The following is a 15,079-nucleotide window of genomic DNA, read 5'->3' on the forward strand; positions in this document are numbered from 1 at the left end:
ATGACGGCGCCGGACAACGCTGTCTGGCGCGTTGAGGTAACACCATGGGCTATCAACTTAATTTTTCCTCTGTGTGGCAAAATTTCGATCTGTTGCTCGCCGGATTATGGCTGGGGATTGAATTATCGCTGATCTCTATAGCCATTGGCTGTGCGTTGGGGTTAACCGCCGCATTCTGCATGCTGTCGAAAAACGCGGGCTTACGCTGGGTTGCGACGCTGTATGTCACCATCATACGAAATCTGCCGATCCTGATTTTGATTCTGATGATCTATTTTGCCTTGCCGAGCCTGGGCATTCGTTTAGATCAGCTCGGCTCGTTTATCGTCACGCTATCGCTGTATGCCGGGGCCTACCTGACCGAAGTGTTCCGGGCCGGTTTGCTGGGGATCCCCAAAGGGCAGCGAGAAGCCGGGCAGGCCATCGGCCTGAAAGAGTGGCAAATCAAATGTTACATCATTATTCCGGTCATGTTCCGCAATGTACTGCCTTCGCTCAGCAATAATTTTATCTCCTTGTTCAAAGATACCTCGCTTGCTGCCGCTATCGCGGTACCGGAACTGACTTTTTATGCGCGAAAAATAAATCTGGAAAGTTATCGGGTTATTGAAACCTGGCTGGTTACCAGCTTGTTGTACATCGCGACCTGTTACCTGCTGGCGGCGCTGTTGCGCATGCTTGAACAGCGGCTGGCGCTGGTGCGTTAAGGAGAAGAGATGAACGATCCTTTTAGCTGGTGGTATCAGCTTTGGCAGGCAAGAACCACGTTGGCTCAGGGTTTTGCCATTACGTTATCCAGTTCGGTACTGGCGATTTTGTTAGGCACATTGCTCGGCGCTGTGGTGGGACTGTTGCTGAGTTATGGCCGCGGACCTGTGCGTTGGACGGTTCGATTTTATATTGATGTGATACGCGGCACGCCGGTACTGGTGCTGGTGTTGTCCTGCTTTTATATCGCTCCGGCATTGGGTTGGCATATCGGGGCTTTTGAGGCCGGAGTCATGGCGCTGGCGATGTTTTGCAGTTCCCATGTGGCGGAAATTGTACGCGGCGCGCTACAGGCGGTACCAAGGGGACAGAGTGAAGCGGCGAAGGCGATTGGTCTGACGTTTTTTCAGGATCTCTGCTACGTCCAGTTGCCGCAGGCGTTACGCCAGATCCTGCCTACCTGGGTCAACTCCGCCGCGGAAATTGTCAAGGCTTCGACGTTGCTATCCGTCATTGGCGTGGCTGATTTATTACTCAGTTCGCAACAGGTGATCGCCCGCACTTTTATGACGCTGCCATTTTATGCGTTCGCCGGACTGTTGTTCTTCATCATTAACTTCTCGATTGAGCTTTTAGGCCATCATCTGGAAAAGAAAGTGAGATTGCCATGAATCAGACACCGAGCGTAGTGGCTGACGCGCCACTGTTGAAAATCAATAACCTGCACAAGCAATATGATCAGGTTGAAGTCCTTAAGGGGATCGATCTCACGCTGGCGCGCGGCGACGTCGTGACATTAATCGGTTCCAGTGGTTCGGGAAAAACGACGCTGCTGCGCTGCGTAAATTTATTGGAGGAATTTCAGCAGGGAGAAATTCTCCTCAACGATCAGCCTATCGGTTACCACCAGCAGCAAAACAGGCGGGTACGCCATCCTGAAAAAGTGATCGCACAGCATCGTGCCATGACGGGGATGGCGTTCCAGCAGTTCAATCTATTCCCGCATTTAACGGCGCTACAGAATGTGACGCTGGGACTGCTGAAAGTGAAAAAAATACCGAAAGATGAAGCGGTTGCTAACGCGGAGCGTTGGCTGGAACGCGTCGGTCTACTGGCGCGCCGCGATCACTATCCTGGTCAATTGTCCGGTGGTCAGCAGCAGCGAGTGGCGATTGCCCGCGCTATCGCCATGAATCCCAGTCTGATGCTGTTTGACGAAGTCACTTCTGCGCTGGACCCCGAATTGGTCGGAGAGGTGCTGGCGGTGATCAAAAGTCTGGCGGAAGACGGGATGACCATGCTGTTGGTCACGCATGAAATGCGCTTTGCCTACGAAGTCTCCGACCGGATTGTTTTCATGAATCAGGGGCGTATCGAAGAGGAAGGGCCCCCTAAGCAATTATTTCATCAGCCCGTGTCGCCACGTTTGGCTGAGTTTATTAAACATTCCCATTTTTAACCGACGATAAATCACAACCACAGGAGTGATGATATGAGTATTACCCGTTACGGTGCTGGTGAGCGTGGTGCTGGCGGCCAGCCATTACCTTTTGCGCGCGCGGTAGAGGCGGATGGCTGGCTCTATGTGTCCGGTCAGGTGGCGATGGAGAAGGGAGAGATCGTTGATGGCGGCATTATTGCTCAAACCCATAAAGCCATGCAGAACGTAATCGCCATCCTTGAGGAAGCGGGCTATGGCCTGGAACATGTCGTCAGGATAGGCGTATGGCTGGATGATCCCCGAGATTTCTGGAGTTTTAATAAAGTTTTTGCGGAGTATTTCTCTGCTCATGCCCCTGCACGCGCCTGCGTGCAATCCAGCATGATGGTGGATTGCAAAGTGGAAATTGACTGTATTGCTTATAAGTCAGTATAACTGTCTGAAAGATAAGTAGTACCTGAGGGGGAAGTCATGACGGTTCCGGATGTAAAGCGGCGCGCGCGCGGGCTTGATCGTGCGTTCGAAATACTCGAGTACCTGAAAATACAGCGACAACCGTTGCGTCCGCATGATATTGCCAAGGGGATTAATGCCCCGAAATCAACGGTGTATGAGTTGATCGCGCTGCTGCAAGAACGGCGAATTCTTGAGCCGGTTGGTCATGACGGTCTGGTGTACCTGGGAAGGGAACTCTATTTTCTGGGTCAGGCGCACCTTAACCATTTTGATTTTACCCGCGAAGCCGATCGTTTTCTGGAACAGATCGTCGAACGTACCCATGAAACCGCACAGATGTGTCTGCTTAACGGGCGAAAATATAACGTTGCGCTGATGCGTGAGGGCGAGCGCGCTTTCCGTATTTCTTCCGGCGTGGGGGAGGACATCCCGATCCCCTGGACGGCTTCCGGGCGATTGTTGCTGGGACATATGAGCGATGAAGAGATCCTCGACTTTGTTCCAGCAGATGATTTCACGTTACCGAATGGCACAAGATTGTCGCCCGATCGATTTTTACATGAGATCCGGCAGTCGCATCAGGAAGGCTTTTTCTCTTTCGATAGCATAGCGGATACCTATACTCACTGTTTTGCTGCCGGTGTTTACAATATTCAACATCAGTGTATCGCCACGTTTTGTATCGTGGCGCCACGCGGTGATGCTTATGTTAACCATGATCATTACCGTAGCGTACTGATGGAGTGCGCGCGGGCGATGGAGCAACGGTTGGCCGGAAAACAAAGCAGATAATCTGGAGTACATGATATGTCTCACTCTGATAAAGGCAGCGCCCGCTTAGGCGACAGCCTTCTGAAGCAGGTCAGCCTGCCTGCGCTGGTGCTGCACCAACAGGCGCTGAATCATAATCTGCGTTGGATGCAGGACTATGCCAATGCGCATCGCGCGCAGCTGGCGCCGCACGGAAAAACGACCATGACGCCTGCGCTTTTTCGGCGTCAGTTAGAACAGGGCGCATGGGGAATGACTCTGGCGACCGCAGTGCAAAGCTCCGTGGCCTATGAGCACGGCGTGCGGCGAGTTTTGATGGCGAACCAGCTGGTTGGCGAGCCCAATATGGCAATTATCGCCGGCTTGCTGAAGCAGGGCGGGCTGGAGTTCCACTGTCTGGTGGAAAATCCGGATAACGTGCGGGCGCTGGGAGATTACTTTGGCGCTCAGGGGCTACAGTTGAACGTGATGCTGGAAATCGGCGTACCTCATGGTCGCTGCGGTTGCCGCACCGATCGGCAGATTAACGCCGTGTTGGCCGCTATCGACGCTTCACCCGCGCTGGTGTTGACGGGGATTGAAGGCTATGAAGGGGTGATCCACGGCGAGCAGCCGGAAGGCGCGATCCAGGCCTTTGCCGCTTATCTGGTGGAAACCGCCGTGTCGCTACAGGGGCAGGGGAAATTTGGCATCCCTCATCCTTATATTACCGCGTCGGGTTCTGCCTGGTACGATCTGATCGCGGGCGAATTTGCGCGTCTACAGGCGGATACGTTGTTTACTCCCTTGCTGCGACCGGGGTGTTATCTGGTTCACGATCATGGATTATATAAAGTGGCGCAGGCTGGCGTGTTGCATCGCCATCCGGAGATGGAGGGCGCGCTGCTGCCGGCGATGGAAGTATGGGCCCATGTGCAATCCCTGCCGGAGTCAGGATGCGCCATTATCGCATTTGGCAAACGGGACATCGCCTTTGACGCCGGATATCCCGAACCGCTGCGTCATTATCCTTTGGGCGAAGGTGATCCTGTTGTCTTTGGACAGGACTACCACATCACGGCAATGATGGATCAGCACGCCTTTTTGCAGATACCGGCGGAACATGGCCTTCGCGTGGGCGATATCATTGCGTTTGGCGCCTCTCATCCGTGTCTGACATTTGATAAATGGCGTCAGGTCTGTTTGGTCGATGACGATCTGAACGTGGTTGAAATAATGCCGACATTCTTCTGACGCCATGCCTGGCAGCGCCTCTGTACCGAATCTCCTCTTCATTTTTGTCACCGGGCCCCTTGCGGGCCCTGTCCCGTTGGAACGCGGCCTTCCGGCGCTAGCCCCGGAGGCGGCGCCATAAATCGATGAGGGAATAACCATTTGCAATCACGTTATCGGTAGATTTTGTGGATTAATCCCTTGAATCGCGTTGTCTGATGCTATTATTAGTCGCTTCTGCGTATGTCGCTCCCGATGACTTTTTTCTGATTCATGGGCAAGGACTTTTCATGGCCTATTTTGATCCGACGTTGTTAATTTTACTGGTGCTGGCCGGGCTTGGCATTATCAGCCATAACATGACGGTTACGTTGGCGATCCTTATTTTACTGATGGTGCGTATTACACCGCTGAATAACTATTTCCCGTGGGTGGAAAAATATGGCCTGAGCATTGGCATCGTTATTCTCACTGTCGGCGTCATGGCGCCGATCGCCAGCGGAAAGATCACCGCCGGTGAAGTGATACACTCGTTTTTGCACTGGAAATCGCTGCTGGCAATTTTGATCGGCGTAGTCGTGTCGTGGCTGGGCGGGCGCGGCGTTTCCCTGATGAGTAACCAGCCTTCCGTAGTGGCGGGGTTGCTGGTCGGCACCGTGATGGGCGTTGCCCTGTTTCGCGGCATTCCTGTCGGGCCGTTAATCGCCGCAGGCCTGCTGTCTCTGCTGATTGGCAAAACCTGATCTCTCCTATGTCTGCCAGATTCCCCGACTTTTTAAACAGCCTGTCTCAGCAAATCCGCTATGGTGTCCGCCGTTTGCTGGTGTTGAGCGGTGAATCTGACTGGAGTGAAACTCAGGCGCGATTGCTGATGGATCACATCGGGGAAAGCGGGTTATGGATCAGCGATCGTGCGCCGGATGGCGTGACGTCGTTAGCCGCCGGTAAGGTCCGGACACGGCTTGGGCATGAGTTCGGTCATGCGGTGTTTGATGCCCGGCGCGGGCTGGATGTTGAAGCGCTGGCGATGCTGTCCGGAACACTCCGGGCCGGAAGCTGGCTGTTGTTGTTAGTTCCGCCGTGGCAGGACTGGCGCCGTTTGCCGGATGATGACAGCCTGCGTTGGAGTGAACAACCTCGGCCGATGGCCACACCGCGTTTCATTCGGCATTTCCAACGCCAGCTGCTTGCGGATGATGACGTCACGATCTGGCAGCAAGGGCAAACGCTGGCGATCAAACCGTTGTCCCATCGCCCGGAATGGCAGCCCGCCAGCGGGGAACCCACGCCCCGGCAACAACATATTCTGGCTCAGTTGCTCGCGGCTTCGCAGGGGGTTTATGTGATTACCGCGCCACGCGGACGGGGTAAATCGACGTTGGCCGGCATGTTGACGCAGCGCTGGGACGGGCCATGCTGGATAACGGCGCCATCCCGTTCGGCAACCGATGTACTACAGCATTATGCCCGCAGTGATGTACGGTTCTGGGCTCCGGATGCGCTACTGGAGTATTGCCGTCTCAATCCGCCGCCGCAAATTGACTGGCTGCTGATAGATGAAGCTGCCGCGATCCCATCCCCTGTTCTGAGCGCGCTGCTCAGGTATTTCCCTCGAATTCTGATGACGACGACCGTACAGGGATATGAAGGTACCGGTCGCGGGTTTCTGCTGAAATTCTGTGCAACGCTGCCGCAGTGGCAGGCCTTTACGCTGGATGAACCTTTGCGCTGGGCCAATCACGATCCGCTGGAGCGCGTGCTGGATAATGCGTTGCTGTTTGCCGACCCTCTGCCTAATACTCCAGGGCAATCAAACAGCGTAAATGGCGAATCGCTTTTATCGCCATCCTGCGATATCAGGGAAGAACATCCCGCTGACTGGCTGCGTCAGCCGTTGCGTATGCGGCAGTGCTACGCGCTATTGTGCAGCGCACATTACCGTACTTCGCCCCTTGACCTGCGTCGCCTGCTGGATGCGCCCGGTATGCATGTTTACAGCGCCAGCGTAATGGATGAAGTTAGCGGCGTGCTGTGGATGGTGGATGAAGGGGGATTATCCGCTGAACTGGCACATGCCGTATGGGCCGGGGTGCGTCGTCCGCGGGGCAATCTGGTGGCTCAGTCATTAGCGGCGCACGGCGGGCAATGGACTGCGCCGACGCTCCGCTCCCGACGTATCAGCCGTATTGCCATCGCTGCCGATTACCGGCGGCAGGGCTTCGGACAAGCCCTGATTGAGCATGGCAAACTGGCGGCTCGCTCACAGGGAGTGGATTATCTATCGGTGAGTTTTGGCTATCAGCCGGATTTATGGGCATTCTGGCAATCCTGCGGTTTTCAACTGGCGCGTATCGGCAGCCATCTTGAAGCCAGCAGCGGCTGTTACAGCGCGATGGCGCTATTGCCGCTGAATGCCAGCGGTCAGCAACTGGCTGATCGGTGCGCTCATCAACTGGCGCGGGATTGGTGCTGGCTGCGCCGCATTATCCCGCTTGATTTACCGCTGCCACTGAATAAGAGCACCGGGTTGGATGAAGAGGACTGGCGTACGCTGGCGGGGTTCGCTTTTTCCCATCGGTCAATGGAAGCCAGCTTTGCCGCGTTGTCCCGACTGATCGCCAATATCGCCTTCCCTCCGCCTGCGTTGCATTTGCTGAGTGAAAACCCGCTGGATATCGAACAAATGGTCAAAACGCTTGGTCTGCCGGGGAAAAAAGCGTTGCTGCGACGGTGGCGTGAAGAAACCGCAGAAGCGCTGAAATATTATGATAGTACGGCATGTAATGACTGGCAGCGCTGGACGCGGGATATCATTCGACCCTCGCTCCCCTGAGAGGGCGGTATATGGAAGTTGTCACTCAAGCCGTGGTTGGAAGGCCGGTGGGTTACGAAGCAGTTCCCTAACTTTTCCTGCAATGGCGCTTCAAGGCGCATTAATTGTTCTGGATAGGTGCGATAGAATTCACCTTCTTTTTCCTGATGTTATTTAGAACGTAAAACCGCTTCCCGGAATACAGGGCTTTGGAGAAAGCGGGTATCTGTTCATCGCATCTTTCTTTGATGAATAAAAAGCTGACGAATAAAAATTACCTATATCGATAAATACTTAAGGATATGGGCCGCGATGACTTTTAAATAAATATTCCATTTCTCTGAGTAACCTCATCTTTGGGTTTATTATCAGATCCGTTCTTTATTCATTGGCCGCTGGCGAATAGATAAGCGGGTCCTGGTCTTTCATTAATATCTGTGCAATAACATGGGAAAAGTGACAGCGAGAAATGAGTTTTATTCTTTCCGATCTTTTTCCTGATGATTTCCTGATTTGAGGTATGCCGATGCTTGAGTTACGCCCCAACTGTGAAAACTGCGACTGTGATTTGCCGCCGCATTCCGAGAGCTATATTTGCTCCTGCGAGTGCAAAAGCACGGATAAGAGGCGAAGATAAAAGCGGTATCAACCCGTCTGTTGCAAAAAAATGGAACATCTCGTTCAATAAATCCCGATTTCTCCCTGCGGGGTGGAGCGTATAGTGAATGGTAAATATCATTAATGATCGGTTGCCGATACTGGGAATGGATCGGCGGCGCGCAGGAGAAACAAAATGAATCAGGAATATGTTGTTATACAAAATCCTACTGCTCCACAGCGGTTGTTTTTACTTTTTCATGGCGTAGGTGATACGGCCGCGGGGATGGCGCCGATTGGCCGTTATTTCGCGGCTGCGTTTCCCGACGCTTTGGTGGTCAGCGTTGGCGGGCCGTTCAGTACCGGATTTGGTGAAGGACGTCAGTGGTTTTCCGTACAGGGCGTGTCGGAAGAAAATCGGGAGTCCCGCATTGAAGCCGTTATGCCGCGTTTTATTGAAACGATACGGTTCTGGCAGCAAAAAAGCGGCGTGGATTTTACGCGAACCACGCTGATGGGTTTCTCGCAGGGGAGTATCATGTCTCTGGAAGCATTAAAGTCAGAACCCCATCTGGCGGGACACATTGTCGCTTTCAGCGGACGTTTTGCCGTATTGCCGGACAACGCATTCCGTGATGTCGCCGTTCATTTGATTCACGGAGAAGCGGATGGGGTGATTGTGGTTGATCATGCCCGCGCTGCCGCTCAGCGCTTCAACGCGTTGGGAACGAATTTCACGTTGGATACCGTACCAGGGGTCGGACACGGCATTGATGAACGCATGTTGAATCATGCGCTGGGCTATCTTAAATAAGCCGGTATTTTTCTTTTTTAGCGCTTTCTGACGATCGTTTTATAATAAAGCGCTTTTATTCTATTTGGGTGAATGAATTTTGATAGGGTTCCGGATTTTATAATACGGGTTTTATCCATATTCAAAATCATTTAATCCATATATGAATGTCGAATAATACATAGCAATGTATTTATTTGTGTCGAAGGATAAACATTTATCTTCTTTTTTCCGATATAAGTATATTCGTCCTTATGGAGAAAGAGGGTGTGATATGTTTAAACGTATTAAAGTGATTACCATCCTTGTTATGGTGTTGTTTATCTTAGGCGTCTCTCAATTCTTCACCGGTGCGCTATCTGTTCGGGCACTGGTTAACGATAAAGAAGGGTTTCTCGTTTCTCAGCGCTCTAACCAGAATGTTGCCGCCTTTACTGATGCATGGATTATGATGAATCAGACGCGTATCGCTATCGGTTCTATTGTACAAAACATGATGATAGGGAATGCGGATAAAGAAGCAATGCAGGCGCTCTTGCAGCAAGCGGAGACACAGCTGGCCGCATCGGAGAGCAGCTACAAACAATATCTGTCAATTCCCAATACGCCGGGGCTGGATGAAAACCTATCCCAAAAACTTGAGGACAGTTATACCGCTTATCAAAAACTGCTGCATGACATTATTGATGCGCTTGCCGGCGGGCTGGCGGGTTCGGCCATGAAACTGAACAGCGGGGCGACGGCGCTTAATGTGGCCATGCAGGAAAGCTATATTGCGTGGCGGGAAGCACAAACCCAGTTATCTGATGCAGGGCTACGGGAAAATAATTTTGCGTTTGAAACGATGTTGTGGCTCCTGGGAACGATTTCGGTGCTGGTGGTGCTGGTGATTATTCTCAGTTGGATCGGATTACAGCGCATTCTTTTACATCCGATGCGTGAACTCATGCGGCATATCAGCGCGATCGCCGAAGGCGATCTGACGTTACAGATCGATGCCGGAGGGCGTAATGAGATGAGCCAGCTTGCGGCAGGATTGCGCCATATGCAACAGTCGTTAATTAATACGGTAAGCATGGTTCGTGACAGTTCTCATTCTATTTACACCGGCGCCAGCGAGATTTCCGCGGGCAGCAATGACCTGTCTTCCCGCACTGAGCAACAGGCCGCCTCATTAGAAGAAACCGCGGCCAGCATGGAACAATTGACCTCGACGGTCAAACAGAACTCGGACAATGCCAGGCAGGCGACCCAACTGGCAAAAAATGCGTCGGAGACCGCCGATAAAGGCGGTCTGGTCGTCGATAATGTGGTGAAAACCATGAATGAGATTTCTGATAGTTCGCAAAAAATTGCACATATCACCAGCGTCATTGACGGCATTGCTTTCCAGACCAATATTCTGGCGCTGAATGCGGCGGTAGAAGCGGCCCGCGCGGGAGAACAAGGCCGTGGTTTCGCGGTGGTGGCGGGCGAAGTTCGGACGCTCGCTCAGCGTAGCGCTCAGGCGGCAAAAGAGATCAAATCGTTGATTGACGATTCGGTCAGCCGGGTCAATACGGGGTCTTCGCAGGTGAAAGAAGCGGGCGATACGATGAAAGAAATCGTCAGCGCCGTGACCCGGGTGACCGATATCATGGGAGAGATTGCGTCTGCCTCGGATGAACAAAGTCATGGCATTGATCTGGTGGGGCAGGCAATCACCGAAATGGATCGCGTTACCCAGCAGAACGCCGCGCTGGTTGAAGAATCCGCTTCAGCGTCCGCGGCGCTGGAGGAGCAGGCGGGACTTTTGCAAAGTGCGGTTGCCGTGTTCAAAGTGAATCAGGCCGCGGCGCCGGAACGGCACAACGAGAAAACATTATCGATTGCTTCACCCGCTAAATCCCCCGATCGTAAGGTCGCGCCGACGGCCTCTTCAAACGCGCATTGGGAAACATTTTAAATCGTGGATAGCGGCACTTGCTGAAAGAGGCAACGCAGGCCATCGGTCTGCATTGCCTTTTTAAAGGGATCGTGCGCCAGATTTAAACGCGTTCAACAATCATCGCAATGCCTTGTCCACCGCCGATACACAGCGTTGCCAGTCCCAGCGTTTTGTCATAGCTGCGCAAAGCATGAACCAGCGTAACCAGAATACGTGCGCCGCTGGCGCCGATGGGATGACCCAGCGCAATGGCGCCGCCATTAACGTTCACTTTCTCGGGATCGAGCCGCAAATCCCGCTGTACCGCCAGATATTGGGCGGCAAACGCTTCATTGGCTTCGATCAGGTCGATATCACCAATGGTTAACCCCGCTTTGATAAGCGCTTTCTGCGTCGCCGGGATCGGCCCCAATCCCATGACTTCGCTTGGTACGCCTGCCGAGGCCCAGCTACGAATCCTCGCCAGTGGTTTTATCCCTTGTTTTTTCGCCTCTGATTCACGCATTAATACCAGCGCGGCGGCGGCATCGTTTATACCGGAAGCGTTGCCCGCGGTGACGGTGCCATCGGCGGAAAAGGCGGGGCGCAGTGCCGCCAGCGACGCCAGCGTGGTATCCGCGCGGGGAAATTCATCCTGTGCAAAAATGCGGGTTTCTTTTTTGCCGCGCAGTGCAATCGGCGTAATTTCCGCCTGGAAACGACCACTTTCAATCGCTGCTATCGCTTTCTGCTGTGAGGCCAGCGCCACCTGATCCTGTGCTTCACGGGTTATCTGGTAGCGTTCGGCGATGTTTTCCGCCGTTGTACCCATGTGGTAATGATTGAAAGCACACCATAAACCATCGTGAATCATAATATCGATCAGCTTACCGTGCCCCATGCGATAGCCGTGGCGTGCTTTTTCCAGCAGATAGGGGGCCGCGCTCATGTTTTCCATACCGCCGGTGATGCAGACCTGATTATCGCCGGACAGAATAGACTGAGCGCCGAGAGCGACCGATTTCAGGCCGGAGCCGCAGACTTTGCTGATAGTGAGTGACGGGGTTTCAATCGAAATACCTGACGCGATACTGGCCTGATGGGCCGGGTTTTGCCCGAGTCCAGCCTGTAGCACATTTCCCAGAATCACTTCATCAATAGTCAGATTTTCCGGCAACGCCGACAGGCAATCACGGATGGCGGCGGAAGCCATTTCAATGGCGGACGTATTCGCCAGGCTGCCTGCGAATTTACCAATGGCGGTTCTTTTCGCATTAACAATAACAACGGAGTCGTTCATGGTCGCCTCTATTAATTTATTTTCATCGGTTGTAAATCGGCGGAAACAATAAAGTTTGCCTCGGTTTTCTGGCGTAATTCGTCGACGGTCATTCCCGGACTAATTTCACTCAGCACCATTTGTTGATTAATAAAATGAAATACCGCCAGTTCGGTAACGACCATGCTGACCTTATTAACGGCGGTAAGCGGATAGGTGCACCGGTGCAATAATTTGGCGTCGCCATTCTTTGCGCAGTGTTCCAGCGCGATAATCACTTTCTTCGCACCGACGACTAAATCCATGGCGCCGCCCATGCCCGGCACCATTTTCCCTGGCACCATCCAGTTGGCCAGGCTGCCGTGTTCATCGACCTGTAAGCCGCCCAGAACACAGATATCGACGTGACCGCCGCGAATTAAGGCAAAGGAAAATGCGCTGTCGAACATGGCGGCGCCGGGGATCATGCCGCACGGCTGACCGCCGGCATTGACCAGATTATGGTCAGGCTCGGTGATGGCGCCTAATCCCAGAAAGCCGTTTTCAGATTGAAAGGTGACCTGAATATTTTCCGGAACGTAATTGGCGACTTTGGTCGGCAGGCCAATGCCTAAATTAACCACATCGCCGTTTTTAAGTTCCCGTGCCACCCGACGGGCAATTAATTCTTTCGCATCCATTATTTCTCTCCCAAATAAAGGTGATCAACCAGCGCGGCAGGGGTGACAATACATTCCGGCGCTAATTGCCCGACAGGAATAACCTGCTCACACTGTGCAATAACTTTCTGGGCTGCCAGGGCGATAAGGGGATTAAAGTTACGGGTGGTCAGGTTATAAATAAGGTTTCCACTGGTGTCGGCAATACTGGCTTGTAAAATAGCCAAATCCGCTTTTAACGGTAATTCTAATAAATAAGTAATATCATTAATGGTTATTTTTTGTTTATTCTCTTCGACAACGGTTCCCACGCCAGTCGGCGTTAAAAAGCCGCCTAATCCCGCGCCGCCGCTGCGAATCCGCTCGGCCAGCGTACCTTGCGGAACCAGTTCCACGTCCATTTCACCGGCGATCATCCGGCGTCCGGTTTCCGGGTTGGTGCCGATATGCGAGGCAATAACTTTTTTAACCTGACCATTGGCAATAAGCGGACCGACGCCGGTATCCACGAAGCCCGTGTCATTGCCGATAATCGTTAAATCAGAGACGCCGGATTTAATAATTTCATCTACCAATAATTTCGGTGTTCCGACGCCCATAAAACCACCGAACATAATTGTCATTCCATCATATAAATATGAGCGGAAATGGCTGGCATCAATGATTTTGTTATTCATTGTGTTGTCACTCCATAAAAAAGGCCGAGAGAGGCCAAAGCGGGTAATTAATTACCCGCTGGTAAACTGAAATGAATAGCGATTAAATATCGATATCTAATATTGCGGAGCTTAATCCTTTACCATGCATATCTAATGCTAATGAACGGGTGACGCCACCGCCCAGCGCGCCATACATAACAAAATTCAGCGCACCGATTGCCGGTAATTCATAGCGGACAACGTCACCGGTCACGATATCGGCAAACCAGGCTTTTACTTTTTCCGTAGTGATTTTTTCTTTCAATAATTCGTAATCTTCCGCACGGTAAGCAATAAGTGAAATATTGGAGGTATTTCCTTTATCTCCGGTACGGGAGTGGGCAATTTCACGCAGTTTCATTATTTAATCTCCAGATAATCAACGGCAGGCGTTACGCAAGCGCGAGACAGCAGGGTGGAATCCATCGCCAGAATTTCTTTAACGGCCTTGTTGACGCCGCCGCCGCCGGCAGGGCCGTTGGTGTAAAGCGTTTCGACCTCATTACCGATCTTGACCGCCTGCGCTCTGGAGGTGCAGCGGGCCGCAACGCGGGCGCGTACTTCGTATGGCTGACTGTCCTGCGAGCGCTGAGCGCCATGCAGAGAATCGACGCCAATCAGATCGTAACGAATTTCCTGCGGTTCAAATCGGCACAGGGCAAAACGGCCTTTGACGATACCCAGCGCCAGACGGCCGCGTGCAACTGCGCCGGGGCCGGCATAAGAAATCTCGCCTTCGCCGATGAATCCATCCTGATAACCGACGGACACTTTTAATGTATCGGTTTTGGCCCGACCGGTGGCGCCCTGTACACGAACGCGATTTTCACCGTCTTGCGTGAAAGTCACGTGGCTGAAATCGGCGATGACATCCGGTGTGATGTAGCTGTCCGGGCGGTGAATTTCATACAGCAGCTGTTCTTTACAGGTATCGACGCAAACACAGCCGCCGGAACCCTCGACTTTGGTGATGATGGCGCAACCGTCCTCGGCGATCTCGGCGATTGGGAAGCCAAGCCGGTCGAGATTAGGGATGTCTTTGAAACCGGGATCGGCGTAGTAACCGCCGGTGATCTGGCCGGCACACTCCAGCAGGTGGCCGATGCAGGTGCCTTTACCCAGACGATCCCAGTCATCAGCCGCCCAGTTGAATTCATACATCATGGCGGACAGGAACAGCGAAGGATCGGATACGCGGCCGGCAATAATGATGTCCGCATCCTGACGGAGCGCTTCCACCAACGCGTCGGCGCCCAGATAGGCGTTGGCGGAAATGATATCTTTGCCGCATGAAGAAATTGGCTGACCGATTTCGTCCAGACGCGCATCCTGAGTAATCAGCATGGAATGCACGTCATCCCCGGTGACAACCGCGATTTTCAACCGGGTGGCGCCCAGTTCTTTCGCAATTTCCAGTACGCGCCGGCCTGCGGCTACCGGGTTGGCAGACCCCATATTGGTGATGATTTTGATGCCTTTCTCCAGGCAAATCGGCAGCACGGCGTGCATTCTGTCCGCCAACAGCTCGTTGTAGCCTTTCTCTGGATTCTGCTGCTTTTGCTTCTGGCCGATGGCGATAGTACGCTCTGCCAGACATTCAAAAACCAGATACTGGATGTCGCCTTTCTGCGCCAGTTCTACTGCCGGTTCAATACGATCGCCAGCGTAGCCGGCCCCGGAACCAATACGAATCGTCTTCATAAAAAACCTCTTATTAATTAAATGTGTCTGGTGTCGTCCTCATGGG

At 52.8% G+C, this 15,079-nt stretch carries 15 protein-coding genes and 1 pseudogene; 11 read left to right on the forward strand and 5 right to left on the reverse strand.

Features of this window, described 5'->3' with window-relative positions:
• Positions 1 to 44: 44 nt before the first annotated feature.
• From DDT52_RS07565 to DDT52_RS07615, 11 genes and pseudogenes are all read left to right on the forward strand, one after another.
• Entirely contained in the window at positions 45 to 707 is a 663-nt protein-coding gene (locus tag DDT52_RS07565) for an amino acid ABC transporter permease (protein WP_109052992.1), read from the forward strand.
• A 9-nt stretch (positions 708 to 716) separates the two neighbouring features.
• A complete protein-coding gene (locus tag DDT52_RS07570) occupies positions 717 to 1,379 on the forward strand; it encodes an amino acid ABC transporter permease (protein WP_109052993.1) in 663 nt (220 codons plus the stop codon).
• Positions 1,376 to 2,167 (forward strand): amino acid ABC transporter ATP-binding protein, encoded by a 792-nt coding sequence (locus tag DDT52_RS07575; RefSeq protein ID WP_136155799.1) that lies wholly within the window; start codon positions 1,376 to 1,378, stop codon positions 2,165 to 2,167. The genes DDT52_RS07570 and DDT52_RS07575 overlap by 4 nt, the downstream gene beginning before the upstream one ends.
• Positions 2,168 to 2,200: 33 nt before the next feature.
• Entirely contained in the window at positions 2,201 to 2,584 is a 384-nt protein-coding gene (locus DDT52_RS07580) for a RidA family protein (protein WP_136155800.1), read from the forward strand.
• A gap of 36 nt (positions 2,585 to 2,620) precedes the next feature.
• Entirely contained in the window at positions 2,621 to 3,397 is a 777-nt protein-coding gene (locus DDT52_RS07585; protein ID WP_109052996.1) for an IclR family transcriptional regulator, read from the forward strand.
• 15 nt (positions 3,398 to 3,412) lie between these two features.
• Positions 3,413 to 4,609: an amino acid deaminase gene (locus DDT52_RS07590; RefSeq protein WP_136155801.1), complete on the forward strand. Its 1,197-nt coding sequence runs from the start codon at positions 3,413 to 3,415 to the stop codon at positions 4,607 to 4,609.
• Between the two features lie 269 nt (positions 4,610 to 4,878).
• Positions 4,879 to 5,331, forward strand: a complete 453-nt coding sequence (locus tag DDT52_RS07595) for a DUF441 domain-containing protein (protein ID WP_109052998.1) — start codon at positions 4,879 to 4,881, stop codon at positions 5,329 to 5,331.
• A gap of 8 nt (positions 5,332 to 5,339) precedes the next feature.
• Positions 5,340 to 7,421 carry a tRNA(Met) cytidine acetyltransferase TmcA gene (locus DDT52_RS07600; RefSeq protein ID WP_136155802.1) on the forward strand — a complete coding sequence of 694 codons (2,082 nt, stop codon included), beginning with the start codon at positions 5,340 to 5,342 and terminating at the stop codon, positions 7,419 to 7,421.
• Positions 7,422 to 7,926: 505 nt separating this feature from the next.
• Positions 7,927 to 8,010, forward strand: a pseudogene (locus DDT52_RS07605) (DUF1272 domain-containing protein); the annotation flags it as partial.
• A 183-nt stretch (positions 8,011 to 8,193) separates the two neighbouring features.
• Positions 8,194 to 8,811, forward strand: coding sequence for an esterase (gene ypfH / locus DDT52_RS07610; RefSeq protein WP_136155804.1), 618 nt, complete (start codon positions 8,194 to 8,196; stop codon positions 8,809 to 8,811).
• Between the two features lie 253 nt (positions 8,812 to 9,064).
• Complete coding sequence (locus tag DDT52_RS07615; RefSeq protein ID WP_136155805.1) at positions 9,065 to 10,735, forward strand: methyl-accepting chemotaxis protein; 1,671 nt, start codon at positions 9,065 to 9,067, stop codon at positions 10,733 to 10,735.
• An 82-nt stretch (positions 10,736 to 10,817) separates the two neighbouring features.
• On the opposite strand, the gene DDT52_RS07620 is transcribed toward DDT52_RS07615, so the two are convergent.
• The 5 genes from DDT52_RS07620 to DDT52_RS07640 all read right to left on the reverse strand — a co-directional run bounded on the left by DDT52_RS07620 (position 10,818) and on the right by DDT52_RS07640 (position 15,033).
• Positions 10,818 to 11,996 carry an acetyl-CoA C-acetyltransferase gene (locus DDT52_RS07620; protein ID WP_136155806.1) on the reverse strand — a complete coding sequence of 393 codons (1,179 nt, stop codon included), beginning with the start codon at positions 11,994 to 11,996 and terminating at the stop codon, positions 10,818 to 10,820.
• Between the two features lie 11 nt (positions 11,997 to 12,007).
• Complete coding sequence (locus DDT52_RS07625) at positions 12,008 to 12,655, reverse strand: 3-oxoacid CoA-transferase subunit B (RefSeq protein ID WP_109053014.1); 648 nt, start codon at positions 12,653 to 12,655, stop codon at positions 12,008 to 12,010.
• Complete coding sequence (atoD, locus tag DDT52_RS07630) at positions 12,655 to 13,311, reverse strand: acetate CoA-transferase subunit alpha (RefSeq protein ID WP_109053015.1); 657 nt, start codon at positions 13,309 to 13,311, stop codon at positions 12,655 to 12,657. The genes DDT52_RS07625 and atoD overlap by 1 nt, the downstream gene beginning before the upstream one ends.
• Positions 13,312 to 13,393: 82 nt before the next feature.
• Entirely contained in the window at positions 13,394 to 13,693 is a 300-nt protein-coding gene (locus tag DDT52_RS07635; protein ID WP_136155807.1) for an AtuA-related protein, read from the reverse strand.
• The gene (locus DDT52_RS07640) at positions 13,693 to 15,033 is read right to left on the reverse strand and encodes an acyclic terpene utilization AtuA family protein (protein WP_136155808.1); all 1,341 of its coding nucleotides are present in this window, start codon (positions 15,031 to 15,033) and stop codon (positions 13,693 to 13,695) included. The genes DDT52_RS07635 and DDT52_RS07640 overlap by 1 nt, the downstream gene beginning before the upstream one ends.
• Positions 15,034 to 15,079 lie beyond the last annotated feature (46 nt).

This window comes from Brenneria roseae subsp. roseae, from assembly GCF_003115845.1.
In the GTDB taxonomy this organism is placed as follows: Bacteria; Pseudomonadota; Gammaproteobacteria; order Enterobacterales; family Enterobacteriaceae; genus Brenneria; species Brenneria roseae.

What these genes read in the sequence shown, in the direction of transcription:
- DDT52_RS07565 (WP_109052992.1), top strand. Translation starts at nt 45, where the DNA reads ATGGGCTATCAACTTAATTTTTCCTCTGTGTGGCAAAATTTCGATCTG.
- DDT52_RS07570 (WP_109052993.1), top strand. Translation starts at nt 717, where the DNA reads ATGAACGATCCTTTTAGCTGGTGGTATCAGCTTTGGCAGGCAAGAACC.
- DDT52_RS07575 (WP_136155799.1), top strand. Translation starts at nt 1,376, where the DNA reads ATGAATCAGACACCGAGCGTAGTGGCTGACGCGCCACTGTTGAAAATC.
- DDT52_RS07580 (WP_136155800.1), top strand. Translation starts at nt 2,201, where the DNA reads ATGAGTATTACCCGTTACGGTGCTGGTGAGCGTGGTGCTGGCGGCCAG.
- DDT52_RS07585 (WP_109052996.1), top strand. Translation starts at nt 2,621, where the DNA reads ATGACGGTTCCGGATGTAAAGCGGCGCGCGCGCGGGCTTGATCGTGCG.
- DDT52_RS07590 (WP_136155801.1), top strand. Translation starts at nt 3,413, where the DNA reads ATGTCTCACTCTGATAAAGGCAGCGCCCGCTTAGGCGACAGCCTTCTG.
- DDT52_RS07595 (WP_109052998.1), top strand. Translation starts at nt 4,879, where the DNA reads ATGGCCTATTTTGATCCGACGTTGTTAATTTTACTGGTGCTGGCCGGG.
- DDT52_RS07600 (WP_136155802.1), top strand. Translation starts at nt 5,340, where the DNA reads ATGTCTGCCAGATTCCCCGACTTTTTAAACAGCCTGTCTCAGCAAATC.
- ypfH (WP_136155804.1), top strand. Translation starts at nt 8,194, where the DNA reads ATGAATCAGGAATATGTTGTTATACAAAATCCTACTGCTCCACAGCGG.
- DDT52_RS07615 (WP_136155805.1), top strand. Translation starts at nt 9,065, where the DNA reads ATGTTTAAACGTATTAAAGTGATTACCATCCTTGTTATGGTGTTGTTT.
- DDT52_RS07620 (WP_136155806.1), bottom strand. Translation starts at nt 11,996, where the DNA reads ATGAACGACTCCGTTGTTATTGTTAATGCGAAAAGAACCGCCATTGGT.
- DDT52_RS07625 (WP_109053014.1), bottom strand. Translation starts at nt 12,655, where the DNA reads ATGGATGCGAAAGAATTAATTGCCCGTCGGGTGGCACGGGAACTTAAA.
- atoD (WP_109053015.1), bottom strand. Translation starts at nt 13,311, where the DNA reads ATGAATAACAAAATCATTGATGCCAGCCATTTCCGCTCATATTTATAT.
- DDT52_RS07635 (WP_136155807.1), bottom strand. Translation starts at nt 13,693, where the DNA reads ATGAAACTGCGTGAAATTGCCCACTCCCGTACCGGAGATAAAGGAAAT.
- DDT52_RS07640 (WP_136155808.1), bottom strand. Translation starts at nt 15,033, where the DNA reads ATGAAGACGATTCGTATTGGTTCCGGGGCCGGCTACGCTGGCGATCGT.